We start from the raw sequence: 26,184 nt of genomic DNA, 5'->3' as shown, positions 1-26,184 counted from the left end.
GGCCCATAATTTAATTGTCTCCGGGGATGGAAGATTCACGGTTGTCTCCGGGGACGGAAGACTCACGGTTCGCGAGTGGAAGGGCAGGCGGGGGACGAGGATGGACCTGGAGGAGAAGCTGAAGATATTGGGGGCGGCTGCCAGGTTCGACGTGACCTGTTCCTCGAGGAGCTCCCGGGCGGCGGAGGAAGTTCCGGGAGGCGGCGGGCAGTCCATCCCCGGGATATATCACACCTGGTCCGACGACGGCCGGTGTCTTCCGGTGCTCAAGATACTCCTCAGCAACCGCTGCGTGTACGATTGCGCCTATTGTGTTAACCGTGCCTCGGCCTCCCGGCCCCGGGCGTCCCTCACCCCGGTGGAGGTGGCAGAGATTACCATGAGCTATTACCGTAGGGGCCTGGTCCGGGGCCTGTTCCTCAGCTCGGCGGTGTGGAGGAACCCGGACCACACCATGGAGAAGCTGGTGCTGGCGGCCAGGGAACTCAGGGTGGAGCAAGGGTTCCGGGGCTACATCCACCTCAAGGTCATCCCCGGCGCCTCGCCGGAGATGGTGCGCGAGGCGGGGCTCTACGCCGATCGCCTCAGCGTGAACATCGAGTTGCCCACGGAGGGCAGTCTCCGCCGCCTGGCCCCGGACAAGAGAAGGGAGGATATCCTCTCCCCCATGAGGGAGATAAAGCGGCAAGAGGAGGCCGGAAGGGAACTCAAGGCTTCCCGCGGATCGTGGCGTGACCTCGCTTTTCTTCGCGCCGGGCAGACCACCCAGCTCATCGTGGGGGCCACGCCGGAGAGCGATCTGGAGATCATGGAGCTGGCGGAGGGACTGTACCGGGATTTCGGCCTCCGCCGGGTTTACTATTCGGCATTCTTTCCCGTCTCCGACGACCCGCGCCTCCCTGCGCTGCGGGAGCCGCCCCTCCTGCGCGAACACCGGCTCTACCAGGCCGACTGGCTTATCCGCCGCTACGGGTTCCGCGTGGAGGAGCTGCTGGACGAGGAGCGCCCCCGGCTGGAGGAGGAGCTGGACCCCAAGTCGGCATGGGCCCTGCGCAACCCGGAATTCTTCCCCGTGGAGGTCAACCGGGCCGGTTTCCAGGAGTTGTTGCGCGTCCCGGGCATCGGGCCGCGTTCCGCCCGCAGGATAATCTCCTCACGGCGCCACCATTCCCTGGACCTCCATTCCCTGGCCCGGCTGGGAGTGGCGGTGAGGAGGGCGCGGTGGTTCATAACCTGCAATGGCAGGTATTTCCAGAAAGGGGAACCCGACCCGGAGCGCCTGCGCCGGGAACTGGAATCCCCCGGCAGCGGTGGAAGGGCGCTTACACGGCAGGCAACCCTCTTCGATGCGGCGGAATACACCTCCATCCCGAGGCGGGGCTATGACCACCCGGCGGGGGAGGGAAAGGTTCCCGGGAAGGAATCCCTGCCGCCGATGGAGTTTCTCCGTTCCGTGGTGGGCGGAGAATTGTAGTCCCGTACCCATGTTCCCCGGCTGGGGTCATGAAGGACGACCTTCCGGCCATCGTGGGCTCCGGTTATTCCTTGTGGGGGCGGTCGGGAAACCCGAACTCCCGTTGCCGGAGAAGGCCGGATAAAGGGGGAGCGGCGCCGGCTTCCGAAGGTAACTCCGAAGGATGCGCGGGCGGAAGGGTAACCGTCTAACCCATCCCGGCTCTGCTTGACTCCACCGCAGGGATGTTAAAATTTAAGGAGTCGGAAGCGGGGGTGATGGTGTTGGAGGACGAGGTCTATTCCGCGCTGGCTGAACATCTCGACGGCATGCCGGTCGGCTTTCCCCCGAGCGAGGAACGGCTGGAGATACTGCGCGTTCTCTTCGAACCCGAGGAGGCCCGGCTGGCGGCGCGGCTTCCCTATCGGGACACGCCCCTCCCGGACATCGCCGCCGAGCTGGGAATGCCCGAGGATGAGCTTCAAGGCGCCCTGGATGCCATGGCCTCCAGGGGTATCGTGTACAAGGAGTTGAAGGATGGAGTGGCCAGTTACCGCCTTGTGCCCGGCTTGATGGGCCTCAGGGAAGCGCCCTTCTGGACGGGTCGGGACACCGAGGAAGCGCGGCGGCTGGCGGACCTGTGGTTACGCTACTTCCGCAAGGCCTGGGGAAGGGAAATAGCTGACCGGGAACTCCCCCTGGTGAGGGTGGTCCCCCTGGAGGAGGACATCGACGAGGCGGCGGAGATCCTCCCCTTCGAGACGGCCAAGGAGCTGGTGGAACAGGCTTCCTTCCGGGCCGTGTCCCACTGCGCCTGCCGAACAATGGCGGCCTATGCGGGGGGCGGTTGCGACCACGAAAGGGAAAACTGTTTCCACTTCGGTTCCTTCGGTCGTTTCCTGGCGGAGCAGGGGATGGGATGGGAGATTTCGCTCGAGGAATCGGTGCGCAAGCTGGAGGAAGCCCGCGAGGCGGGCCTGATTTTCTTGACCGACAACTACCAGGGAGAGGTAAACACCCTGTGCTGCTGCTGTTCCTGCTGCTGTGTGTTCATGAGGGGCAGGCTGGAGTTGAGGTTCGACAACGCGGTAAACACCTCCAGCTACCTGGCGCGCGTGGACCGGGAGACGTGCGTGGGATGCGGGGAGTGCGAGGAGAGGTGCCCGGTGGGCGCGGTGGGCCTGGACGAGCACGAGCTGGCCCGGGTCGATCGCAGGCTGTGCCTGGGTTGTGGGGTATGCGTTACCAACTGCACGGGTGGAGCCATAGCCCTGAAGAGGCGTGACGAAACCACGCTGGTGCCCACCAGGGAGGAGTTCATGGCCTCCATGCGTAGGAAATAGGAGCGCATAAGAAAAAAACAGGGAGGCCGTCCGGCCTCCCTGTTTTCGGGCGTATCAGCCGCAGCTCTTATTGCACTTGCAGGTTCCGCCCTTCTTCCTGGGGATCTTCGTGATCCTCATCTCACCACCTCCTTGGTAGTGGGTTCCTTAATATTATTATACACCGGTCGGGGAAAGGATAAACCGGGGCGCAGGAAGTATTTTCCGGGTACCTGCATATTCGAGATGAGGCAATGAAAAGATTCCGGGAGGCCCTTTTCACAAGTCATTTCCTGGCAGGTTGCATGGAATGGCCGGGGGGTCGGCGTGCACGCTTCTCGCACTCGGAGGTCGTTTCTCCCGCGGGCGAAGTTGGGGTTTTCCAGGGGGCCCGAGGAGATCAAGCGCGGCGTGGGGGCTGCACCTTCTGCTGGAGCATACCCAGGCGGGCGCACATGAGCAGGTCCCTTCCCCCGGGTCCCTCCATGAGCTCGGCGCGGTAGCGGCATCCGCCCCCGCATTCCTCGAGCGCGGGGCACGAAGTACAGGAACCCTCCAGGCGCATCTTGGGAAGGGCGCGCCAGGCGGAGCGCAGTCCCCCGCCCGCCGAACCCCCGCTCAATTCACGGTAGTAGCCGCACTTGATGAGGCGGCCCGACGCGTCCACCGCCGCCAGGTGGGCCCCGCAGGCATAACCGCCTTCCCCAGCGTGGGGACCGGAACCCCATTCCAAGTCGAAGAGGGGAGCGGCTTCGTCCACCCCGAGCATAAGGTCCGGGTTATCGGCCAGGCGTCCACAGGCCACCGGGTATTCGAGGGTCCAGGAAGATACCCCCATGTCCGCCAGCATCTTGCCAAGCTTTTCCAACTCATGCACGTTTTTCCTGTGGATGACTGTGGCCACGGAAACCTCAAGGTCGGCATGGAGAGCTTTCTTCATGGCCTCCATGACCTTCCGGAAAGTGCCCTTTCCACGCAGGAAGTCGTGTCCTTCCTCCAGGCCGTCCAGGGAGAACTGGATTTCCCGGAAGTTAAGGGTGGTTATCATTCTCCGGTCCAGGAGGGTGCCGTTGGTGATGAGCACGGGGCGGAAGCTCCTGCCCCCCAGGGCCCGGTTGAGGCGGTCCAAATAGGGATAGAGGAGAGGTTCACCACCGGTCACCATCAGGCGCAAGCCCCCCAGGTCATCGAAATCGTCCAGTATACGAAGGAGTATAGCGGGTTCCAGATCCTTCTCCCCGGCCTCTCCCAGGTAACAGTGACGGCAGCGCAGGTTGCAGCGCTCGGTCACCTCCACCATCAGGTAGCGCAGGGAAGGGAGCTCGTTGATCCCCACCTTTAAAGGCGAGGGTTCGGGCCGTTCCAGTATTTCAAGGATGCCCTCCTCCAGGCAGTAAGCTAGGAAGCCTTCCTCCGGCCGCAGCTCCCCGAGGTTGCGGCTGCCGTCGCACCGGCAGAGGAAGGTCATGGCCTCCGGGGATAGCTCGTACAGCTCATCGGTGCGCGTGTCGTAAACGCATGGTTTCTCCAATTGTTTGAGGTAGACCCCGGCCTGGAGCCGGGGGTAGGCGCTTCTGCCCTCCACGAACTTTCACTCCCCTTGCTGGTTCCGTTCACCCCGGAGCCCGGGCTGTACGAAGCGTGGGCCGTTTCTTTCAACATTTACGTTCCCGGCGGGAAACGCGATTGACTTTGTCTCCACCGACCCGCGAAACCCGGTATCCCCTCCGGCTTGCACTTTAAGGACATTTCGGCAAGTTTGAGGTCGTCAATTCCAGCCTGCAAGATCTGGCGTGTACCGCCTCCGCGGTTCACGGCTGCCGGTTCCGCGGACCGTTTCCGTCTAGGGCCTCGAGCAAAGCCTTGAGATCAAGGGCCCCGGCCTCCAGGAGGGCACGGAGGAGGCGGTAACTTCCACATTCCTCGTTCTCCTCCTCTCCATGGTGATAAAAGGGACAATCTCCGCAGAGAAGCTCGCGGTAGTCCTCCTCCCCCTCCAGGCTCGAGACTCTCCGTATGACCTCCTCGGCCTTGGCACGGAATGCGGGAAACCTCTCCTCCACCTCGACCTCCTTCCTCGCCCATCAGGGACATTATGGCAGATGCGCATGCCCCCTGAACATGTTCACTTATCGCCCTCGAGCACGATATGCGGTGACGTTCCGGGCACGCCTTTATAACTTTGGATAACCAAGGGAATCCGACAGGAAAGAGAAGACTAAGGCCAGGATAGCCTGATCTCATTTCGCCCCAGTTTTTCTAAGACAACGATTGAAAATCTTGCTTTGTTAGAGAGATCACCCTTCATCCCGGCGGGGCATGCAAGTTCAATGGGACGACGAAGCCCTTTAGGTGTAAAATTTGGGATTGGGATTCCCGCTGAAACGGGCGAAAGCTAAACATCCGCCGCGTGGCAGTCAAATTCTCCGCTTGCGGTACTTCCGGATAAAGGGTAGGGTGGTAGGCGGGAAAGCTGATAAGAAAACGATAACCCGTTTAAACGCATGGAAGAAGGAACGAAGCGGGGCCCTTTCTCGAGCCGGGAGGACTTCTTCCGCCTACTAGTGGAAAATTCCCTGGACCTCGTCGTGGTCCTGGACGGGGAAGGAAGGGTAGGTTTCATCAGTCCTTCCGTGAAACGCCTGCTCGGTTACGAAGAGGGAGAACTCCTGGGTCGGAACATTATGGACTTCATCCATCCCGACGACCGTAAGAGTAGCGCCTCTAACCTGGAGCTGGCCTTGAAACGCCCCGGCGTTACCCAGTATTCCCTCCAGCGTATCCGTCACAAGGACGGCACCTGGCGGCACCACGAAGCCAGCGCCTTGAACCTCCTCGATGACCCCAGGGTGAGGGGGCTGGTCATCAACTCCCGCGACGTCACCGAGAGGATGAACATGGAAAAAGAACTGGGGGAGAGCCGCAGGGAGATGGCCACCCTGCTCTCCAACCTGCCGGGGATGGCCTACCGGTGCCGCAACGAGCCGCAGTGGACCATGCTCTTCGTCAGCGAGGGCTGCCGGGAGCTCACCGGGTATGCGCCCGAGGACCTTCGGGAGAACGCCGCGGTATCCTACGCCGCACTAATCCACCCTCAGGATCGTGACAGGGTGTGGAGGGAAGTGCAGGAGGCCCTGCAACGTGGGGAGCCCTTCCAGCTTATCTACCGCATCCGCACCGCTTCCGGCGAGAGAAAGTGGGTATGGGAACAGGGCAGGGGTGTGCTTTCCGAAGCAGGGGAGTTGCTCTACTTGCAGGGCTTCATCACCGACATCACCGAGAGGGTGTGGGCGGAGAGGGTGACCCGCCTACAGCGCGACTTGGCCATTGCCGCAGCCTCCGCCATGCGACTAGACGATTTCATGGACCGGGCGGTACGTATCGTGATCCAGATTGGGGAAATTGATTGCTGCGCCGTTTACCTGGAGGAAGGGGAGGGAGGCTACCGGCTTGTTAACCACTACGGATATACGGGAGACTTGCTCCTGAAAGCGGTATTTATCGCCGCGGATGCACGGTTGGTGGAGCTGCTGTCACGGGGAGAGGTGCTCTACGATGCCTGGGGCGACCTGTGCCGGGAGGCTGGATTTCAATCCGGTGAAGAGCTGGAGGCGGCGGTCGTAGCCCCCCTTCTATGGGAGGGGAGGATGGTGGGGTGCGTTCTGGCTGGAACCCGTGAAGGGGGGTTATCGCCGGGAACGCTGGAGTTCATAGAGGCCGCGGGGACGCAGATAGCCCAGGCCTATGCCCGCCACAGGCTGCTGGAGCGGCTGCGGGAGTCGGAAACCAGGTATCGGCTACTGCACGAGTACGCCGGGGAGGCCATCTTCAGCTACGACAGGTCTCTCGCCCTGACCGGGGTGAACCGGAGGGCCTGCGAGATAGTAGGCTATTCCCGTGACGAGTTGGTGGGGAAAAACATCCTGGAGCTGGGAATTATCCACCCGGAAGATTTCGAGAAGGTCCTCAAGGACGTCGGGAGCCTCCTGGCCGGCGAGGGTACCATAAGCGACGAAATCCGCCTCGTGCGCAAGGGCGGCGAGGAGATTCTGGCCGAGATCACCGCTGCTTCCCTGTTGGACAGGGAGGGTAGAGTAATAGAAATCATCAACGTGGGGCGGGATGTGACCGAGCGCAAGCGGGCGGAGGAGGCGCTGCGGCATAGCGAGGAGCGTTACAGGGCGACATTCGAAGCTACGGGCACGGCCATGTTCCACGTGGACCGGAAGGCGGTGATAACCGACGCCAACCGGGAGGCGGAGAGGCTCTTCGGATATGCCCGTGAGGAGATGGTGGGCAGGATGCGCTACATGGACCTGCTCATGCCCGAGGACGTGGAGCGGGTCAAGACCTTCTCTCGGAAGCTTCTCTCCGGCGAGATACCCAGTCCCCTGCAGGTGGAGATCATGGCCCGCCACCGCTCCGGCCGACCCGTCCCCGCCCTGATAACCGTGGCCATGCTCCCAGGACTGGAGGAAAGCGTCATCTCCCTCCTGGATATCTCGGAGAAGAAGGCTTACGAGAAAGAATTGGAGAGGCGGGCGGAGGAGATGCGCGACTTCCTGGACATCGCTGCCCACGAGCTGCGTCACCCAGCCACCCTGCTCAAGGGTTACGCCGTAACCCTCAGGGAGTACGGGGACAGGATGGACGAAGAGGCCCGCTCCGATGCGCTGCGGGCCATTGAGAAGGGTGCGGACCGGCTGGTGGGGGTGGTGGAGGAGCTCCTGGAGGCGGCGCGGGTGGAGAGGAACCGCCTCAGGCTGGAGCTGAGGGAAGTGGAACCCGGGGAGTTGGCGCGGAGGGCGGTGGAGGAAATGCGTGAGAGGTTCCCGGACCGGGAGATGGAGTTGCGGGTAGCCCCGGGCCTGGAGAAGGTCCGGGCCGACGCCGAGCGGCTGGTGCGCCTACTGATCATCCTCCTGGACAACGCGGTGAAATACTCCCCGCGGGGAACGCCCGTGGAGCTGGTGGTGGAAAGGAATGGGGATGCGGCGCTCTTCACCGTGCTGGACAGGGGCCGGGGAGTGCCCGAGGAGGACCGCGAGCGCATATTCGAGCGCTTCTACCAGGTAGAGGACGTCCTGCACCACGCGGGGCCGGGGCTGGGCCTGGGGCTGTACATCGGGAGGAGCATCGCCGAGGCCCACGGCGGAAGGATATGGTATGAGCCGCGCCTTGGCGGCGGCTCCATCTTCCGCTTCACCATCCCCCTGGCCAGAAAGGCCTGAACATTTTGCCCCGGTGACGGGCAATCCGTTATCGTTCATCACCAGCGCCGGGAAGCGTGCACCGGAGTCCGCTTGGGGCAAAATGACGGGTACCGCGGGTGCAGCGCTTATTTCCCGGCATGGAGTAGGAAAAACCATCTGAACCAGGGCTTGACCACTTGTCGCGTATAAGATGCGGTGTTTATTACCCGGCATGGAGCAGGGAAAACCCTGGGTTTATGCAGTTTAATTCAGGTCTTCGGTCTGCTTTTCGAGTCCCCTACCGATTACCTTGCCCACTGGCACGCGTGTTCGGATCCTGAACGGTGTAAGCGCCCCTGTGGGGTCTTTCAGGATTGAACCATGAGGATGCAGACCACGGTGGAAGCAAGATACCTCACCAGTCCTGGCGCAGCGTGATCGATCCGGCCTTCAGGGCGATTTCGTGAGCTTTCAAGGCTGGACCATGAGGATGCAGACCACGGTGGTGGAGTAACTGCCCGGCAGGTCCTCCCAGTTCAACTGCAGCAGGAGGTCCAGGTCCACGTTGCTCCCCCCCGGCTGGGGGGTACGGCCGGGAGCCGGATTGAAGACCGGGGTCTCGGTCAGGGAGAAGGGAATCCAGGTTCCGGGCCCGGTCAACCTCCACTGCAGGCTGGATATGGGGATGACCGCCGGCGGATTCTGAGAGGCGTCGGTGAGGTCGGAATCGGCCCGAAGGAAGAGGTTCCAGCTGGTGGAGCTGAGGACGTTGAGCCTCGCCGCATAGGGTGGAGTGCCTCCGCCGATGACGAAGGGCGAGCTCTCCGGGCTGATGCTTCCAAAGCTCACCCCTCCCCCTCCGGGGGTCCCGTCCCGGTTGTAGGTCTCCACTAGGGTGAGGGAGAGGATGTCCGCGGTGCGGAAAGACCAGGAATAGGGGGCGGGGAGCGGGTTTCCCGCCAGGTCGGTGATGCCGGTGGTGAGGGTGGCGGTGTAGGTGTACCCGTAGAAGAGGTCGACATCCGGATCGAAGGTGGCGGTCATGGTCCCCGGGTCGTAGGACACGGTACCGGGGATGGAAGTTCCTTCCTCGTCCACCAGGGTGAAAGTGGAGGGGTTGATGGAGGAGGCCAGCATCCCGTTGGCGTCGGAGAAGGTGGCGGTGACCAGGGTATCCACGGGGACATTCACGCTCCCCGGAAGAGGGGATACCGAGGAAACCTGGGGCGGAGTCCAGTCCACCACCACCCTTACCCCCGCTCCGGGCACCTCCAGGTTGTTAACCCAGTCCGAGGCCAGGCTCCGGATGTTGTAGGTGCCCTCGGCGGGGATGAGCCACTGGTAGCTCCAGGACGAATAATCTCCCGGAGCCGCGGGATCGGTGGCATACCAGGTGCTTCCCCCGTCCGTGGATACCTCCACCAACTGCACCCCGCTGGGGTCCGGGGCGGGGTCGGAGGAAATACCCCGAACGGTGTAGGTCGTCGCATTGGTGTATTCCATGTCCGCAGGAGCGGTCACGGAGGAGATGGGAGGGGTGATGTCATAGATGAAGGCGGCCTGGATAAGGTCGAAGTAAACCCTGGTCCGTGTCGTTTCATAGGTTCCCAAGGCCGTTCCGGCATCGGCGAAACGGAGGCGGAATGCCCCGGCCGGACCAACGAAGCGGCGGGCCAGGGTGGGATCGCTCACGCTCATGGTGAGCGTTCCATCCGGGATAGTGGGAAAACTTCCCAGGAAATACCAGAAATCGTACCAGTCCCCGGCGGTGAAATCGTAGAACTGGACATACCACGATTCGTCAGTATCGCTCTGGTAACCCTCGAATTCCACCCGGATGTCCAGGAGCTTCTCCAGTGGCGCCTCGGAGAAAGCCTGCCAGGAATTGAACTGGATGTCCAGGCGGGCATTGAAAAACTCCCAGATAATCCTTTGCTCACGATATTGGAGATAGGAATTATCGGAGGTCCAGGTGTCCCGGAATCTCCCGGAAATTCGCTGCCCGACGGTAATGGAGGGAAGGGCGGTTATAAGTTTGTAAGCGGTATCGGCTCCCGCCTGGCGCGGCGGGGGCAGGAAAAAGGCGGAAAGCAGCAGGGCTGCGGTCGCCAGCAGGACCGTCGCCTTTTTCCATGTCTTTATGCCGAACCTCTTCGTCATCTCCCCACCTTTGACGCTGTTGACGCACTTGGCCGTCGAGTATATTTTCTCCTCCGTCTATTCTTCTGCCTCCGGGCAATTTTCCTGGCTCGTTTCCTATTTCGGACGGTTTCCTCATCCCCAACATGGCTGTCATGTACTATTTTCGGCCGCCGGAGGCCTATTTTTCAGCAGGTGCGGTGCAAGGAGCCATTCCGCCGGTCAGCGGTCTAAAAGTGAGGCCGACCGGGCGTATCCCGGGCGGCGACCATCTCCTTTTTTCGACAATGACCGGACGGAAGGACATTCTCATTACCGCTCCGAAAACGGAAAGAGAATGTAGTCTTCATGCCTCCCCCCTGCTTTCCCTCCTCCTCCTCTCCCTCCCCAGGATGAAGGCGGCCAGCAAGAGGGAGAGAACGGAGCCGACAGCGAGAAGCACGTAGGGGTACGAGGCGCTGCCGGAAGATGGGGGAGGGGGGAGGACTTCAAGCTCGAGGAGCACCGCCAGGCCGCCGGTGAAAGCTATAGCCCCGGGCTTCTCCTGCCGGGGGATGAAGGCCAGGGCGAAACGATAATTACCCTGCGGAGAGCCGGGGGGAGGTTGGACACGGAAGGTGAAGTCAACCTTGGAATGGGGTTCCAGGAAGAGCTCCTCGCCTTCCGGTTCCACCCAAAGGCAACGCTCGCTGGTGGCCAATACCGGCGGCTCGCCCTCCCCGCCCAGGACTTCCAGAATCCGGGGCAGGAGGAGGAGACGTCCGCTTCCCTGGTTGATGACCGTCACCGGCACGGTGGCCGACTCGCCGGGAGAGAGGCTCAGGGGTACGCGGGTAGGGGTCACCGAGACCACGTCCTGCCCCAGGCAGGGGAGGCAGGAGGCGAGGAGGATCAGGCCGGCTAGCGGGAGGAGGTACCGTAGGGTGAAGCAATGTCTGTTCCATCCCTTGGATCGGCAGCGAAGCGGAACGTGAACGGGTAGAAGAGGGCGGCCGGAAGCAGGCCTTCCATCTGCTGGCGCTTCCCTTATCAGGGGACGCATCTTTATCTCGCCATCCCTCCCGTGCCCTTAGGGCCTCCCCGCCCCGTCGCTTATGAACTCCGCGCTTTCCCCGTCGGCAAGTGGTGCGTCGGGCCGGAACGTCTCCTGGAAGCGATCGTCGAGCGCCGAATGATATACGCAAGGCGGTACGTCTCGGCTCGCCCTTCGCCTCCTCGCGCGGATTCGGGTTTTCCAGCCACCGGGGCGTAAAATCTACCCGCACAAAAACAGCTGCGGCTGGATTAATATTCTCCGCAAGTCCTCCCGCCGCCTTCAGCCTTTTCCTCTCCATCTCTGTGTACCGGGCCCGACCAGGCAACTTCCTCAATTGCATACCGGCAGCGGCAACGTTCTTCTTCAGCCTGTGGATCGCCGGCTCCTACTCTCACCTGCTGGTAATGGACCGCAGTCCTTTTAGGTGACCTGTATGTACCGGGTTTGCTATTTCCTGGTTGTCCTGGCCACTGGTTTCTTTTTCCTTTTCGCGCTGGGGTTCCTCAAGGGTGATCATTCCGGTAGAACGACCACCAAGTTCCTGGCGGTGGTCATCCTGACCCTGGCCCTTCTCAACCTCACGGGGCTTACCTTGCGCAGCGCTACTTCTCGGCGGGGTACTCTCGTACCCAGGAGAACGACCCGCTTTCCCGCCAGAAAAGCCTGGGATGCTTGGGGAGGCGATTGGCCCCGGGGTTGCCTTTATCCGCCGGGCCGACTGCCGGGCTCCGGTTCCGCCGGGAGGGAGATGTTTATCTGGTAAGTGGGCGGTTCGGGGGATTTCCCTATCCCCCTGGTAAGAATTTCCAGTAAGGGATCCACGAAGTCGGGGAGATCCTCCCGGCGCCCCTTGAGGTGCCAGCGGAAGAAGATGTGCTCGATGGTCCCCAGGATGATGGAGCGCACCAGGTAGGGATCGATATCCTGCCGGAATTCTCCCGACCCCATGCCCTCCTTGATGGCCTCCAGGAGGAGGCCGGCGGCCTTTCTCACCGCCTGGTAGCCTTCGGCTTCCATGAATTTACGGTTATGCTTCAGGTCAAGGAGCACCAGCGAGGAGTAATCGGGGTTTTCCTTGTACAACCGGTAGTACCCGTAGACGATGGCCCGGACCTTGTTCACCGCTCCCTTGATGAAGGGGGCCATGCCCTCCAGGAAATCCACCGCCTGGCGGGTGATCTCCCCGGGGATGGCGAAGAGGAGGTCCTCCTTGCTTCCGAAGTACTCGTAGATGGTGGCTTCGGAGACGCCGGCGGTACGGGCTATCTCGGAGATGGTGGCATTGTAATAACCCTTTTCGCCAAAGACCTTGAGAGCCGCGTTTATGATGGTTGTAAATTTATCCCGACTTTTAAAATCATTCCCCATTGATAATCCTTATATTAAAATTAAATTTTAAAATTGACATAAAAATTATAATTATTCTATATTAGAAAGGCAAGTATCCAGATTTGAACTTGGGAGGGGATGAAAATGATCCGCACCGGGGCCGAGTATCGGGAGAGCCTGAAGTCCATGAAGCCCAACATCTACATGGGGGGCGAGATCCTGGGACGGGAGAACCTACCGGGAACGGAAATCCTGGAGCTCACCTGCGACCTGGCGCACAACAAGGAACTCCAGCACCTCACCACTGCCAAGTCCCACCTCACCGGGGAGACCATCAACCGCTTCTGCCACATCCATCAGAACGAGCAGGACCTCATGGCCAAGCAGGAGATGACCCGGGTGGCGGCGCGCCTGGTGGGCGGATGCATTGCCCGCTGCATGGGCATCGATGCCATGAACGCCCTCTCGGTGATCACCTACCAGTGCGACCAGGTGCACGGCACCGAGTACCACCAGCGGTGGCTGGAATACCTCAAGTACTGGCAGGCCAACGACATCGTGGGCTGCTGTGCCCAGTCCGACGTCAAGGGACACCGCAAGCGTCGCCCCCACGAACAGACCGACCCTGACCTCTACCTGCGGGTCATCGAGAAGAGGAAAGACGGCATCGTGGTGCGAGGGGCCAAGGCCCACAATTCTTTCGCCCCCCTGGCCCACGAGATCATCGCCATCCCCACCCGCTTCCTGACCCCCGAGGAGGGCCCCTGGGCGGTGGCCTTTGCCGTGCCCAGCGACTGGCCGGGGGTCAAGCTGGTGTGCCGGGGGGCCCGCTACCGGGAGCGCGTCCCCGAGGTGGCCTCGCCCCTCTCTGGCAAGGGGGAGATCGAGTCCTTGACCATCTTCGACGACGTCTTCGTGCCCTGGGAGAGGGTCTTCCTCTGCGGGGAGACGGAGTTCGGCGGGCAGCTGGCCTTGCTCTTCGCCCTCTATCACCGCCATTCCTACACCGGCTGCAAGCCGGCCATGTCCGACGTCATCATGGGCACCACTGCCCTGGTGGCGGAGTACAATGGCATCGAGCGCGAGCCCCACGTCCGCCACAACCTGGCCGAGCTGATCAGCGTGGCCGAGCTGGTCTACGGGTGCGGCATCGCCGCCGCGGTGAAGTCCACCAAGGCTCCCTCGGGAACCCAGATACCGGACGTGGTCTTCTGCAACGTGGCCCGCAAGCACGCCGGGGTGAACCTCTACCACGAGTATGACATTCTGGCCGAGGTCGCCGGGGGACTTCCGGCCACCCTCCCTTACAGCGAGGAGTTCGCCAGCCCGGAGGTGGGGGAGCTGGTGAAGAAGTACCTGGCCCGCAAGGACGGGGTGAGCCCGGAGAACATCTACAAGTGCTTCGCCTGGATCAGCGACTTCTCCTGTTCCTCCATGGCCGGGGTCATGCAATACGCCGGGGTGCACGGCGGCGGCTCGCCCATCATGGAGGACATCGCCATCCTGGGGACCTACAACATCGAGGAGAAGAAGCAGATAGCCAAGTTCCTGGCCGGCATCCAGGATTAGGATGTCAAGGTCGGTAACGGGCCAGCTGGCTCGGTCGCGGCCGAAGGAGAGAAAGCCCGGATCCCTGAGACCTGGGCCTTCTCATGGTCCCTATTTCCGGCTGCCGAGCGGGATACGGGATGTCGTCCGGCGGGGGGTCTTTCGGGGGGATGCGTGTACTCCTCTTGTCCACATGTAGCCGGTTGGCGGGGAGAAGGGATGTCACCCCCTCTCGCTATCCTGGAATCGGGGTCGGGAGGCGGTGGATATGGGCAGGAGTCTTCCTCGGGTCGAAGTACCCCCGACGGTTCGTGGCCGCGCAGGCGGAGGAGTGGAAAGGAATGTCAGGGTATTAACAGCGTCCGCACCGCAGCCGGCGGGGAGCCTGCCTTGCGGCCGGCGGGTTCCCGGCCGGAGTATCAGGTCCAGGGAAGGAAAAGGGGACAGGGCGTGGAATGGTATGAATGGAAGGTGGGCCGAGGGAGGGAGAGGTTCGCTTTGTGTAATCTCTTTCCGCGGGGGGAATGTCGGGACTGTCCCTTCTTGACGTGCAACAACCACCCGCAGTTCCCCCAGGTGCAAAAACACGTCAACGACCTGCTCAGGGCCGGGAAGAAGCCTGCGAGTTCGGGAAGTTGAGCATGACGCGGGATCCAGCTGTCCGCAGTATCTTGCGGTGAACCGGAGGGTGGCTTTAAGGGGTAATTGCGGTTAGCGAAGACCGCTGGCCGAATCAGGATAAACACCCCTTTCCTTCAGCTTGCTTGATCGAGGATAAACAGACTTTTCAAACTTTTATCCCAAGGATTGTTCAGGAGATAACTGCCTCCCGCAATTTACCGGAAGGGGAGGAAGGGTTTTAGGCCCCTTTTCTGCGGGGGTAAAATTGATGGCGAGCAGAGGCGCAGTCGGGCATGGTCCAGGCTAAGGCGGATAGCAAGGTCGATGGGATTCGCGAATCGTCACCGTCGATACGATGAGGCCGGAAAGCGGACGTTATCACCGTCGGCGGCGGAACCGACTATCCCGGAACCGGGAGGTGAGAAATTGGAGGAAGCAAGGGAAGAACGGGACACCACCCTGAAGGTGGAGGACCTTCATGTAGAGGTGGAGGGACGGCAGATCCTCCACGGGGTGAACCTGGACATCAGGTGCGGGGAGACCCACGTTCTCTTCGGGCCCAACGGCTCGGGCAAGACCACCCTGCTTATGGCGGTGATGGGCTTTCCCCGCTACCGGGTTACCCGGGGGAGGATAATCCTGGGAGGGGAGGACATCACCCACCTGCCCCCCCACGAGAGAGCCAGGCGGGGTATAGGCATCATGTTCCAGCGGCCTCCCACGGTGAGGGGGGTCTCCCTGGCTCAGATGGTGGCTCTGTGCTCGCGGGACGGGGTGGACGTGGAGAAGCTGGCCGCGGACCTCAACCTCGTGGAGTTCCTTTCGCGGGACGTGAACCACGGGTTCTCCGGGGGGGAGATAAAACGCTCCGAGCTCCTGCAGCTCCTGGCCCAGGATCCCCGCGTGGTGCTTCTGGACGAGCCGGAGTCCGGGGTGGACATGGAGAACCTGCAGCTGGTGGGCAGGGCCATCCGCAAGCTTCTCCAGAAGGACCTCCGCCGTCGCCGCACCCGGTGCGGGCTGATCATCACCCACACCGGTTACATCCTGGACTACGTGGAGGCGGATGTTGGTCACGTGCTCTGCGAGGGGACCATCGTGTGTTCAGGCAACCCCCGGGAGCAACTGGAGGGGATTCGTCGTTACGGGTTCGAGGAGTGTGCGCGATGCACGCGTTGAAGGAACTCAGGGAAAGGGCCAGGGCGGCGGCGGATAAACCCGCCCCCTACGGGAGCGACCTTGACCTCGGCGCCTATGTCGGTGCGGCCCCCGAGCGCTCCTACGTGGATTCCCTGGAGCAGCTTGAGGAACTTGGCGAGGAGGAGCTGGCCCGCGCCGGGGTGGAGAAGAGCGGCCGCCGGCGCTCCGGCTCCTTCGTGCAGATTGACGGCTCGGTGGTGCACCGCAAGGCCCTGGAAAAAGGCCTGGAGATACTGAGCACCCGGGAGGCGCTGGAAAAATATGACTGGATATGGGACTACTATTGGAAGGCCGTGGCCGTGGACGCCGACAAGTACACGGCGGCGGTGGAGCTCGGCCCCTTCGAGGGTTACTTCATGCGCGCCCTGCCCGGTTCACGTACCATATATCCCCTGCAGGCTTGCCTGTACATCCGCCAGCCTCGCTTTGCGCAACGGGTGCATAACATCATCATCGCCGAGGAGGGCTCGGAGTTGCACATCATCACCGGGTGCGCCAGCGAGCACGAGATCCGGGCCGGCCTGCACCTGGGCGTCTCCGAGTTCTACGTGAAGAAGAACGCCAGGATAACCTTCACCATGGTCCACAACTGGGCGGAGGGTATGGACGTGCGGCCCCGCAGCGGCATCGTGGTGGAGGAGGGCGGGCTCTTCATGTCCAACTACGTGGTCATGGAACCGGTGAAATCCCTGCAGCTCTATCCCACGGCGAGGCTGGTAGGGGAGGGGGCCACGGCGCGGTTCCACTCCATCCTGGTGGCCCAGCCGGGGAGCGAGCTGGACGTGGGCTCGCGGGTCATCCTGGGCGCTCCCCGCTGCAGCGCGGAGATAATCTCCCGGGCCATTACCAAGGGAGGCTACATCGCCGCCCGGGGCCACATCCGGGGCGAGGTGGGAGGCGTCAAGGCCCACCTGGAGTGCCGGGGGCTCATCCTCGACGGGCGTGGTGTGATCCACGCCGTGCCCGAGCTGGAGGGAAGGGCGGAGGACGTGGACATGTCCCACGAGGCGGCGGTGGGGAAGATCGCCCAGGAGGAGGTGGAATACCTCATGGCCCGGGGCTTGAGCGAGGAAGAGGCCGTCTCCACCATCGTACGCGGCTTCCTGAACGTGAAGATAGAGGGCCTCCCACCTCTCCTGGAGCAGGAGATGCGGCGGATGATGGAACTCTCGGAGGAGAAAGCCCTCTAAGATCGGGCCTGTTCCCCTGCCGGAGAAGACAAAGTGGATATAGCCTGGTAAGGAGATTACGACCCTTAACCTCCCCTTAAGCGACGTAGCCGCTACATCCGGTGGCGGCGCTTACGTACCAAAAAGTCAAAGCCGTTCCCGGGGCTATTTTCTGCGCTGGTAATAATCCCCGTATTGTTCCCGGGCTATCCTCTTGGCTATCTTGCCCACCGAGGTCTTGGGAATTTCTTCCACGAAGAGGACTTCGTCGGGAAGCTGCCACTTGGCGAACCTGGGGGCGATGAAATCCAGGATATCCTCCTTGGACACCTTCCCCCGGTATTCCTCCCGGAGGACCACCAGAGCCAGCGGTCGTTCTTCCCATTCCGGGTGAGGTATGCCGATGACTCCCGCCTCCAGGACGGCGGGATGGGCCATGATGGCGTTCTCCAGGTCCACGGTGGATATCCACTCCCCACCGCTCTTCACCAGGTCCTTGAAGCGGTCCACGATCTTGATGTAGCAGTTGGGATCGATGACCGCCGCGTCTCCGCTCCTCCAGTACCCATCCTCGGTGAAGGCCTCGGCGCTGCGCGGGTCGTTGTAATAGGAGCAGGTGACCCAGGGCCCCCTTATCAGGAGCTCGCCCACGGACTTGCCGTCGAAGGGGAGTTCCTTGCCCTCCTCGTCCACCAGCTTCACGTCGATGCCCACCACGGGAATGCCCTGCCTCCGCTTCAGGTCCCACTTCTCCTCCTCGGAGAGCCCCTCCAGGGCGGCCTTGAGGAAGTTTATGGAAACCAGGGGCGTGGTCTCTGTGGCCCCGTAGGCGTGGATGACGTCGGCCTTCCCCAGCTCCCAGTACTCCTTCATCATGGCCAGGGGTGGTTCGCTGGCCCCGGATACCATGCGGCAACCCTTGAGGTCCGGCTTGGGGTCCATCTTGCGGATGTACTCCAGCATGGGCATGAAGATGGCCGGCGCCCCGCAGGTCACGGTGACTCCTTCGGAGAGGAGCATGTCAACCAGCACGTTGGCCATCTCCAGGGTGTACATGCCCGGGAAGACCAGCTTGGCCCCCACCAGGGGCGCGGTGATGAAGGCACCCCACCCCAGCACGTGGAACATGGGGGTGATTTGCATCATCACGTCGTGCCGGGTGAGGTGGAGGTTGATGGCCACGGCCAGGGTGTGGAGGTAGAGGGCGCGGTGGGAGACATAGACGCCCTTGGGCTTGCCGGTGGTCCCAGTGGTGTAGCAGGCGGTACAGGCCGCTTTCTCGTCCACCATGGGCCAGTCGATGTCCGGATCCTCGTCCCGGATAAGTTCCTCGTAGGCATGGAGGGGGCTGAGCTGCGTGGGCAGGGAATCCGCCGGGCGGTCGGTGATGACCAGGTAACCCTCCACCGTCTTGAGCTCCGGGGCGATGGGCTCGACGAGAGGAATGAGCAGGTCGGATACGCAAATCAACTTGGCCTCGCTGTGGTTGATGATATAGGCACGGTCTTCCATGGACACCCGTGGATTGATCTGCAGGAGCACTGCCCCCAGCCCGGAGATGGCATAGAAGAGCTCAGCGAAGCGGTGGGTATTGAAATCCAGGACCCCCACCCGGTCTCCGGGACCGATGCCCAGCTTCTTCAGGGCGTTGGCCAGGCGACATACACGGCGGTAGCATTCCAGGTAATTGTAACGCAACACGCTCCCGTCCAGGTTGCGGGAGGCGATCTCCACCTCGCCATAGGACCTGGCTGCGTGCCTCAAAATGGTGGGAACGTTGAGCTGGTAACCGTTGTTAGAGGTGGACGGAAATCCCTGCACGATCTCGTAACCCATAGCGCAACCTCCTTCTCGCTCTCCGGCAAGGAAATCCCTCGCCATCCTTGCTAAGGCCACGGAAAGGCTTTCCGTGGCGAAAAACCTACAACCATTGCCTGGCCACCAGGCCGGGAGCAGGCGAAAATCCAGGAAAGTCATCCGCGGTGAGAAGTTTACGCTCCATCCTTTACCGGCAAGTCGAACGACTACGGCGACCGCGTCGCATTCCCTTAAATAAACACGACTATGATACTAATTATAGCCTCTTGCGAACTAGTTTTCCCGTAGGTAGTGGTGCTGGTTGCCGTCCACAAAAAGGCCAAGAAATAGTTGATCGGGCCGTTGTTGGTCGGTCTGGCCGTCAGATGGGGAAGGGTTGTAGTTTACCTTCCAGGTCGTACTGGGGCTTGATGGTGAAGACCACCCATCCGTACCCGAAGCGGTGGGCCTCGTAGCGAGGATCCCGGTACATCTTGGCGATTTCCCAGACCAGGGTGCGATCGGTAAGGGGATAACAGTCGAGGAACTTGTTCAGGATGACGTATTCTGCTCCGTAGGTGTTGCCGTCGAACTGGTAGATATGCTCGCGGTGGGAGAGGTGCGGTACCACCGGGTCCTGGGCGCAGATCGAGGCGTCGGGGGGGATCATGGACAGGATGTCGTAACCGGTTTTTTCCATGCGTGGGTCGAGCCGGTAGAAGTTGGGATCGAAAAGGGTCTTGGTGGAGCGGCTCAGGGTGAAGGGCACCTGGAGCACCAGGATGATGACGCACAGGGCCAGGACCATCTTCCGGTAGTCCACCTCCCGGCCCCGGCGGGCCAGCCAGCGGTGCAGCCGGGGAAAGGCGTCCAGGAGGGCGAAGATGAAGATGGGGGCGAAGACTGCGTGGTAGTGGCGCAATATCTCCCAGTGGGGGAAGTAGTTGGATAGAAGGTGTTCGTACAGGGGGGGTATAGCCACGATGGCGAAGGCTCCGATCAGCGGGAGAAAGAGGAAGGGGGCCAGGAGGAACAGGAGCAACTTGGCTTTGTGCAGGGGCCAGAAGGTCTGCTTGACCAATTCCCAGGGATGAGTCAGAAGGTACTTGCCGGCGTCCACCCAGTTCTCCCCCAGGTGGGAATAGTACTTGAAGTAGAAGTAATCCCCACCCGCCGAGAGCGGAGGCATGACCTTTTTGGTGATGAAGTAGAACCAGGCGGCGGCGATGAGGCAGGTGGTGAACCCCTCGAACCACTTGCGGTGAAAAACAATCACATAGAGACCCAGGAAGAACACCAGGAGGGCCATGGTCTCCTTGATCATGAGCAGAAAGGGCACGGTAAGGAGGTAACCCGCCCATTTCTCCCGCTGTATGAGCAGGAAGGACAGGGCCAGGATGGGGCCGGCGAAGGCCAGCTCGTGGAAGTCGAAGAAGATGAGCTCCATGGTCCCCCAGAAGAAAAGGTAGACCACGGCCAGGCACAGGGCGCAGAAGCCGCTCCGCAGGGCATAACGGCAGGCGTAATAGACGGGTATGGCACCCAAGGCCACCAGCACCGCCTGGTACACCAGGAGCATGCGGGCGTCGGACCAGATCCAGTAGGCCGGCACCACCAGGAAGAAGATGGGGTGGAAGTGGTCGCCCCAGAGGGAGGGGACCATCCTTACCGTGTTGAAGCCGAACTCGAAGCGCGAGAGCTGCCAGATGTGCTGGTCGAATATCCCCAGGTCCCACCCGTGGGACTGGAAGTTCATGTGCTTGAGCAGGGAGATGGCGCAGTAGAGCATGGCGAAGAAAAGGACCACCAGGTAGATGGAATAGCGGGACAGCCAGGAGACGAGGCGCGGGTGCCTCTCCCGGAATACGGCGTATCTCACCCATAGCTTGTCCAGCGCCTTCATGACAGAGGTATTATATCCGTTCGATCTGCATCCGTTCGCGCGTTCACGGCGGTGGAATTCGGATGTATTATAGTTACAGGGCATTGTTGAGGACACCATGGACCGGCCGCGTGAACCCCGCTTGATGAAGAAATGCCGAAAGGGCATGCCCGTGAAAGCCTGGATTCTCTGACGGCTCCTCGTGGAAGACTTTGAGGATAGGGGTGGAGAGGTTGAGATGAACGGCCGCGGCGAGAAGGCCTTGGATATCTTACGCCGGGGATGGGAATTCCTGGGCCGCCTGGCAAGGGAGTACAGGCAGCACGCGGAGATCAACAAGGGCTCGAGGACCACCCTCCTCTCCGGCCTGGAGGCGGAAGGCCCCCGGTGTGTGCCGGGCGGCGAAGTGGGCTTAACGGAGGATGGAAGGTCGGATGGGGAGCTAAAGGGTCCCGCCGTTTCCACAAGCTCCGCGGAGACCGGAGGCGGGGAAGAGTCGGCTCCCATGACTCGTTCCCTCCGGGAGTTGATGGAGGACCTGCGGGACGCCAGTCCCAGGGTCAGGGGTGAGGCGGCCAAGGAGCTGGGAAAACGCGGCGGACCTGGGGTGGAGGGGGCCCTCGAGCCTCTCCTGGAGGACGCCGACGAGGGGGTGAGATCCACTGCCGTTCGTGCCCTCCGCGACCTGGGCAGCGAGGAGGCGGTGAGGATCCTCCGGGAGGCACTGAAAAGGGGGGGATGGGAGAAGCGCACGGCAGCGGCTGAAGCCCTGCGGGAGCTGGGATGGAGGGCGGACCACAGCGAGGAAGGCGCCGTCTACCGCATCCTCAGCGGGGACTGGGATGGGGTGGTGGAGCTGGGAAGACATGCCGTCCCGCCCCTGGTAGCCCTGATACGTTCCTGCTCCGATGAGGTGTTGAGGGAAAGGGCGGTCCGGGCCCTGGGGCGCATACGGGATCCCTCGACTTTCAGGGTTATGGCGGAAGCCATCCAGGACATCCATCCCCTGGTACGCAAGGCGGCTGCCTGGTCGCTGGGACAGGCGGGACGCCGCAAGGCGGTGGAGCCCCTCATCGCCGCCCTTAAGGATCCGGATGACGAGGTCCGCAAGGAGGTGGCCGAGGCCCTATTGCGTATAGGAACCCCCGCCCTGTACCCGCTGGTTTCCGCCCTCAAGGAGGGGGACCCGGAGATCAAGGGAAGGGTAGCGGAGGTGATCGGTCTCTTCTACCAATCCCCCGACATGGAGCCCCTGGTACACGCCTTCGTGCTCTCGGCCCTCAAGGATGGCGATACCTGGTCGCGGGCGAGGATGGCCGCGCTGCTGGGTGAGATCGGGGAGGCCTGGGCGGTGAAACCCCTCATCGAGGCCCTCTATTTCTTCAACGTCCGGGAGGCGGCGGGGAAGGCGCTCCTGAAGATAGGGGAGCCCGCCCTGGGACCGTTGATGGACGCCCTCAAGCATCACCACATACCGGTGCGCAAGGCGGCCGCCGAACTCCTGGGCCGCATGGGGGACGAAAGGGCGGTGAGCGCACTTCAGAGTGCCCTCAAGGACCGCGACTGGGAGGTTCGGGAGGCGGCACGGGTCGCCCTGGAGTCAATTCGCCGGCGGGACAGCGGAGACGACAGGTCGCTGACCGACAGGGCCGGTTTGGATGGGAGACCTGATTAGCCAACGTAAAGGGGTCAGGTCTTGAATTTTGCGTTTTCAGCCCGAAATGATTTAAAACTGCGTGCCATAAATGCAAAATTCAAGACCTGCCCCCATTTTAGGGTTAACCCGCACGGGAGAGGGGGGAATCCCCCATTGCCCGCGCGAGGAAAACAATTTTATTATTGCCGTGCGGAAACCATGTGATTGTATGTGAACCGTTTCCACGCTGTCCGGCTGTCGGCAATCGCCATACCCGCGGACATGCGCATGCAGGCCGCCATGAGGCGTGGGTCTTTCATAGATGCGGAAAAAGGGGTCACGCATGTTGTCCAGATGGATTCCGTGAGCGGGATAGACCACGAGGAAGGGAGCCGGACGGCAACGGCTTCCAGGATGCGTCCGGAAGACGGCTCCGGGATCGGGAAGCGGGAAAGAAGGCGGAGACCGGGCAGCGAAAAGGAGTGAAAATTCCCCGGTAGCCTAACGTGAGGCGGAACGATGTGCTCCCGCCAGATCCCGGGCCGGCAAGGGCACGAGGGTCACGGATGTTGAGGAGGTATCCATGAACGAACACCTACCCTTCCCCTTTCTCCACGAGTGGATGAGCGAGATGGACGTCTCCCTGGCCGAAAACCTCAGGCGATGGGCGGAAAACGAGGTCATGGCCAGGCGCCTGGAGCTCAAGGAGGATTACCAGGGGCTACTGGAGCCGGCCATGCGCAAGCTTTTTCAGGACATAGGCCTGCAGCGGCTGCTCTGGCCGGAGGAATACGGGGGTGATGGACATAACCATCCCTCCGCGGCCATTACCATCACCGCGGCCCTGGAGCAGGTGGCACGGGGGGACGTGGGCATCGCCTTCCTCCTCTCCTGCCTCCTCGCCCTGCAAAGCGCAGTGGCCATGGAGGGTTCGGTCAACCGGGAGACCTGCGCCGCGCTGCGCGATGTGATCGCCGGCGACGGCGGGCCGGCCCTGGTCTCCCTGGTCCTGCCCCTTTTCCGGGAGGGCTACCAGGCCAAGGCCAGGGAGGGCAAGGGCGGATGGACGGTGGAGGCTTCCGGGGCTCGGCCGGCGGCGTGCGGCGCGAACGGCGTCCTCTTCGGGGTGTTCTGCGAGCTGGAGGGCTCCGAGGACGGCGTGGGCCTGGTCGTGGTGCCCGGGGATGCCAAGGGGGTCAAGCGCGGCGAGGTCCTGAAGCGAACCGGGCTGGCCGCGGACCGTAACGCCGCGGTGGAACTGGCCAAGGTGAAGGTACCAGAGGAAATGTGCGTGGCCCGGGGCGCGGAAGCCTGCCGGGCGGTTCTCTCCTGGTTATACCTGGGAATTTCCGCCAGCAACGTGGGTGCGCTTTTCGCCTCCTACGAGATCCTCCGGGAATGGGGCGACAACCGGGTCATCAAGGGGAGGGGCAACATCTTCAAGGAGAACCCGCTCACCGCATCGGTGATGGCCGAGGTGGCCAAGGAGGTGTCCATCTCGCGCCTGCTCACCTGGGACCTCGCCCGCATGCTCTCCGAGCCGACCGTCTACGGGTCACCGGGAGATGAGGCCAATTACGTGACCGCACTCGTCGTGTCCCACCAGGTTTCCCAGTCGGCGGAGAAGGCCATCAACCACGCCATGGAGATGATGGCCTCGGCGGGTTACGCAAAGGAATGGAACCTGGAGCGCTACTGGCGGGACGTGAAGACCATGCAACTTTCCCTGGGGCCCTACGAGCTGGCCAAGATGGACGTCTCCCGGTACTTCTACCGGGCGAGCACCCTGTAGGGGTTTTCGGGGCGGCTCGAGGAACAGGTTCCTCGGGGTGGAGGGACGGCGTTGTAGGGGACGGAAGTTCCTGATGGGAACGGGAGTTTCCGGTCCATTAAAGGAGCGCAAAACGGGGCAAGGTCGATTGGAGACGGAGGTTCCTGATGGGGACGGGAGTTTCCGGAGAGGGAAGGCGTAGGCACGGAAACGGTAACGTCCCCGGGAAGTAACGGGAGGATCAGGAGATGAGAACCATAGACGATTTCACCCGGCCTCTGGAATACCTCTCTCCCCTGGACGATCCCCTGGGGATGATCGTCCGGGAGTGGGCGGAGACCTGGGTCATCCCCCACCGCCGGAGCTTCGACGAGGACTGGAAGGAGCACCGGCTCATCGAGCCCGCGTTCAAGCGTCTCATGGGGGAGCTGGGCCTGCAGAGGGTGCTTTTCCCCGAGGACCTGGGGGGATGGGGGCTGGGACGCTCCAACTACGCCGGGACCGCTTCCTACCGGCTCTTCGAGGAGGTGGCGCGCGCCGACTCGGGAATGGCCGTGGCCTTCGGGGTGGTCTTCTGGCCCCTAGTGATGATCTGCATGGAACCCCACGTCAACCGGGAGCTGTGCGAGGAGTTCGCCCCCATCTTCTGCTCCACCACCGAACCCCGCTTCGCGGCCAACGCCATGACCGAGCCGCAGGGCGGGGCGGACATCGAGAACATGGAGATCGTCAAGGGTTCCACCATCCAGACCACGGCGGTCCTGGACGGTGACGAGTGGGTGATCAACGGCCATAAACTGTGGCCCACCAACTCCGGAGGGGTGTGCAACCTATTCGGGGTGGTGTGCACCACCAACCCGGGTTCCGAGGATCCCAACGACTTCGCCTTCATCTTCGTTCCCGCGGACACCCCGGGAGTGACCCAGGGACCCCCTTACGAGAAGGCGGGTATGGCCGCGGACAAGAACGGGGACATATGGTTCGAGAACGTGCGAGTTCCCAAGCATTACCGCGCCCACGGCCCCGGGCTGGACCTCCTCTACTTCAAGGAGGTCATCACCTTCGGCAACCTGGGGAGCATCGCCTTCGTGGGGGGTTCCATGATGAACGTCTACGAGAGGCTCTACCAGTTTGTGAGCGAGGAGACCTACCGCGGGAAGCCCCTCAAGGAACACGATGCCGTGGCTGGAGCCCTGGCGGACATCGCCAGGGACATCGAGATCATCCGCATCGTGGGCTACCAGTACGCGCGCATGATCGACCGCCCGGACCTCTACGGTCCGCGGTGGAGCGACGAGATGGTGGCCAAGGGGAGGGCCTACAAGTACTGGGCCTGCGACCGGGCGATGGAAGACGTGGGCCGGGCCATGAACCTCATGGGACTCTTCGGGGCCGACCGGGACTGGGACGTGGAGAAGCACTGGCGCGACCTGAAGATCGTCCAGCTGTGGATGGGAGGAAAGCAGTTATGCCAGGCGGAGGTCGCCCGCTGGTTCTTCGAGTGTCAGACCCTTTGAGCTTGGAGGCGGGTGAGGGAGATGAAGGAAACGGTATCGCCTGCGCAGGTTATGGGGACCGGCATACCCGGAGGTGGGGAGGCGGCGGAGGGACTGGGGGAAAGGATCCTGCGCCGGCTGATAAGAAGTCCAAAGTTCAAATCGAGCTTGAACATAATTCTAAGGGGCATCGACCCGGATCACGCTCCTGGGCTGGTGAGGGCCCTCATGTGGGGGGACGTGGAAACCTTCATGGGCACGGCAAGCGCCCTGCCTAGGCTGTTCAATTTCATGATCCGCGCGGCGGAGGAGGTAGCCGTGCAGCTCAATGCCTTCCCCCCGGAGATACTCCTGGGCTTTCTCAACCGGCTGGCGGGGGAGATCGATTTCCAGGGCCTGGAGAGGGCGGCCCGGGAAACAAGGCTGCTCCTGGAGAAGATTGGACCCGTGGTCGAGGGTTTGCGGGAGCGGGCAGTGAAGGCGGTGGCCCTCGAGTCCCCCGGAAGGGAGGAGGAATGACCGGGCTTCACGCTTTTCATGTCCCCGCACCCAGGTTTGCGGAGGCTGCCGGAAAAGGTAATGGCATGCAGAGG

At 62.2% G+C, this 26,184-nt stretch carries 17 protein-coding genes; 10 read left to right on the top strand and 7 right to left on the bottom strand.

The window, feature by feature from the left end; all coding sequences use genetic code 11:
• Window positions 1-100 precede the first annotated feature (100 nt).
• Together QME84_08710 and QME84_08705 are read left to right on the top strand one after the other, a co-directional pair.
• Complete coding sequence (locus QME84_08710) at window positions 101-1,474, top strand: putative DNA modification/repair radical SAM protein (protein ID MDI6874344.1); 1,374 nt, start codon at window positions 101-103, stop codon at window positions 1,472-1,474.
• A 260-nt stretch (window positions 1,475-1,734) separates the two neighbouring features.
• The gene (locus QME84_08705; GenBank protein MDI6874343.1) at window positions 1,735-2,796 is read left to right on the top strand and encodes a 4Fe-4S binding protein; all 1,062 of its coding nucleotides are present in this window, start codon (window positions 1,735-1,737) and stop codon (window positions 2,794-2,796) included.
• Between the two features lie 379 nt (window positions 2,797-3,175).
• On the opposite strand, the gene QME84_08700 is transcribed toward QME84_08705, so the two are convergent.
• Both QME84_08700 and QME84_08695 read right to left on the bottom strand, forming a co-directional pair.
• Window positions 3,176-4,360 (bottom strand): radical SAM protein, encoded by a 1,185-nt coding sequence (locus tag QME84_08700; GenBank protein ID MDI6874342.1) that lies wholly within the window; start codon window positions 4,358-4,360, stop codon window positions 3,176-3,178.
• A 226-nt stretch (window positions 4,361-4,586) separates the two neighbouring features.
• Window positions 4,587-4,838 carry a hypothetical protein gene (locus QME84_08695; protein ID MDI6874341.1) on the bottom strand — a complete coding sequence of 84 codons (252 nt, stop codon included), beginning with the start codon at window positions 4,836-4,838 and terminating at the stop codon, window positions 4,587-4,589.
• Window positions 4,839-5,279: 441 nt separating this feature from the next.
• Between QME84_08695 and QME84_08690 the strand changes: the two genes are divergently transcribed.
• Entirely contained in the window at window positions 5,280-8,006 is a 2,727-nt protein-coding gene (locus QME84_08690) for a PAS domain S-box protein (GenBank protein ID MDI6874340.1), read from the top strand.
• Window positions 8,007-8,438: 432 nt separating this feature from the next.
• On the opposite strand, the gene QME84_08685 is transcribed toward QME84_08690, so the two are convergent.
• The 3 genes from QME84_08685 to QME84_08675 all read right to left on the bottom strand — a co-directional run bounded on the left by QME84_08685 (window position 8,439) and on the right by QME84_08675 (window position 12,510).
• Window positions 8,439-10,127: an Ig-like domain-containing protein gene (locus QME84_08685; protein MDI6874339.1), complete on the bottom strand. Its 1,689-nt coding sequence runs from the start codon at window positions 10,125-10,127 to the stop codon at window positions 8,439-8,441.
• Window positions 10,128-10,452: 325 nt separating this feature from the next.
• The gene (locus QME84_08680; GenBank protein ID MDI6874338.1) at window positions 10,453-10,950 is read right to left on the bottom strand and encodes a hypothetical protein; all 498 of its coding nucleotides are present in this window, start codon (window positions 10,948-10,950) and stop codon (window positions 10,453-10,455) included.
• 894 nt (window positions 10,951-11,844) lie between these two features.
• Entirely contained in the window at window positions 11,845-12,510 is a 666-nt protein-coding gene (locus QME84_08675) for a TetR/AcrR family transcriptional regulator (GenBank protein ID MDI6874337.1), read from the bottom strand.
• Window positions 12,511-12,609: 99 nt separating this feature from the next.
• Between QME84_08675 and QME84_08670 the strand changes: the two genes are divergently transcribed.
• The 3 genes from QME84_08670 to QME84_08660 all read left to right on the top strand — a co-directional run bounded on the left by QME84_08670 (window position 12,610) and on the right by QME84_08660 (window position 17,030).
• Window positions 12,610-14,040 (top strand): 4-hydroxyphenylacetate 3-hydroxylase N-terminal domain-containing protein, encoded by a 1,431-nt coding sequence (locus QME84_08670; GenBank protein MDI6874336.1) that lies wholly within the window; start codon window positions 12,610-12,612, stop codon window positions 14,038-14,040.
• Between the two features lie 1,026 nt (window positions 14,041-15,066).
• Window positions 15,067-15,819, top strand: a complete 753-nt coding sequence (locus tag QME84_08665) for an ABC transporter ATP-binding protein (protein ID MDI6874335.1) — start codon at window positions 15,067-15,069, stop codon at window positions 15,817-15,819.
• Entirely contained in the window at window positions 15,807-17,030 is a 1,224-nt protein-coding gene (locus QME84_08660) for a SufD family Fe-S cluster assembly protein (protein ID MDI6874334.1), read from the top strand. Before QME84_08665 ends, QME84_08660 begins: the two co-directional genes overlap by 13 nt.
• Window positions 17,031-17,174: 144 nt before the next feature.
• On the opposite strand, the gene QME84_08655 is transcribed toward QME84_08660, so the two are convergent.
• Complete coding sequence (locus QME84_08655) at window positions 17,175-18,845, bottom strand: long-chain fatty acid--CoA ligase (protein MDI6874333.1); 1,671 nt, start codon at window positions 18,843-18,845, stop codon at window positions 17,175-17,177.
• Between the two features lie 343 nt (window positions 18,846-19,188).
• Window positions 19,189-20,709, bottom strand: coding sequence for a DUF2079 domain-containing protein (locus QME84_08650; protein ID MDI6874332.1), 1,521 nt, complete (start codon window positions 20,707-20,709; stop codon window positions 19,189-19,191).
• A gap of 217 nt (window positions 20,710-20,926) precedes the next feature.
• Here QME84_08650 and QME84_08645 point away from each other — a divergent pair, with 217 nt between their 5' ends.
• The 4 genes from QME84_08645 (at window position 20,927) to QME84_08630 (ending at window position 26,110) form a co-directional block, all read left to right on the top strand.
• Window positions 20,927-22,363, top strand: coding sequence for a HEAT repeat domain-containing protein (locus QME84_08645; GenBank protein ID MDI6874331.1), 1,437 nt, complete (start codon window positions 20,927-20,929; stop codon window positions 22,361-22,363).
• 544 nt (window positions 22,364-22,907) lie between these two features.
• The gene (locus QME84_08640) at window positions 22,908-24,116 is read left to right on the top strand and encodes an acyl-CoA dehydrogenase family protein (GenBank protein MDI6874330.1); all 1,209 of its coding nucleotides are present in this window, start codon (window positions 22,908-22,910) and stop codon (window positions 24,114-24,116) included.
• A 227-nt stretch (window positions 24,117-24,343) separates the two neighbouring features.
• Window positions 24,344-25,612: an acyl-CoA dehydrogenase family protein gene (locus tag QME84_08635; GenBank protein MDI6874329.1), complete on the top strand. Its 1,269-nt coding sequence runs from the start codon at window positions 24,344-24,346 to the stop codon at window positions 25,610-25,612.
• Window positions 25,613-25,633: 21 nt separating this feature from the next.
• On the top strand, window positions 25,634-26,110 hold the full coding sequence (locus QME84_08630) for a hypothetical protein (protein ID MDI6874328.1): 477 nt from the start codon (window positions 25,634-25,636) through the stop codon (window positions 26,108-26,110).
• Window positions 26,111-26,184 lie beyond the last annotated feature (74 nt).

It is taken from the genome of Actinomycetota bacterium (assembly GCA_030019255.1).
Lineage (GTDB): Bacteria > Actinomycetota > Geothermincolia > Geothermincolales > RBG-13-55-18 > Solincola_A.
This window is presented reverse-complemented; position numbering and strand designations above follow the sequence as displayed.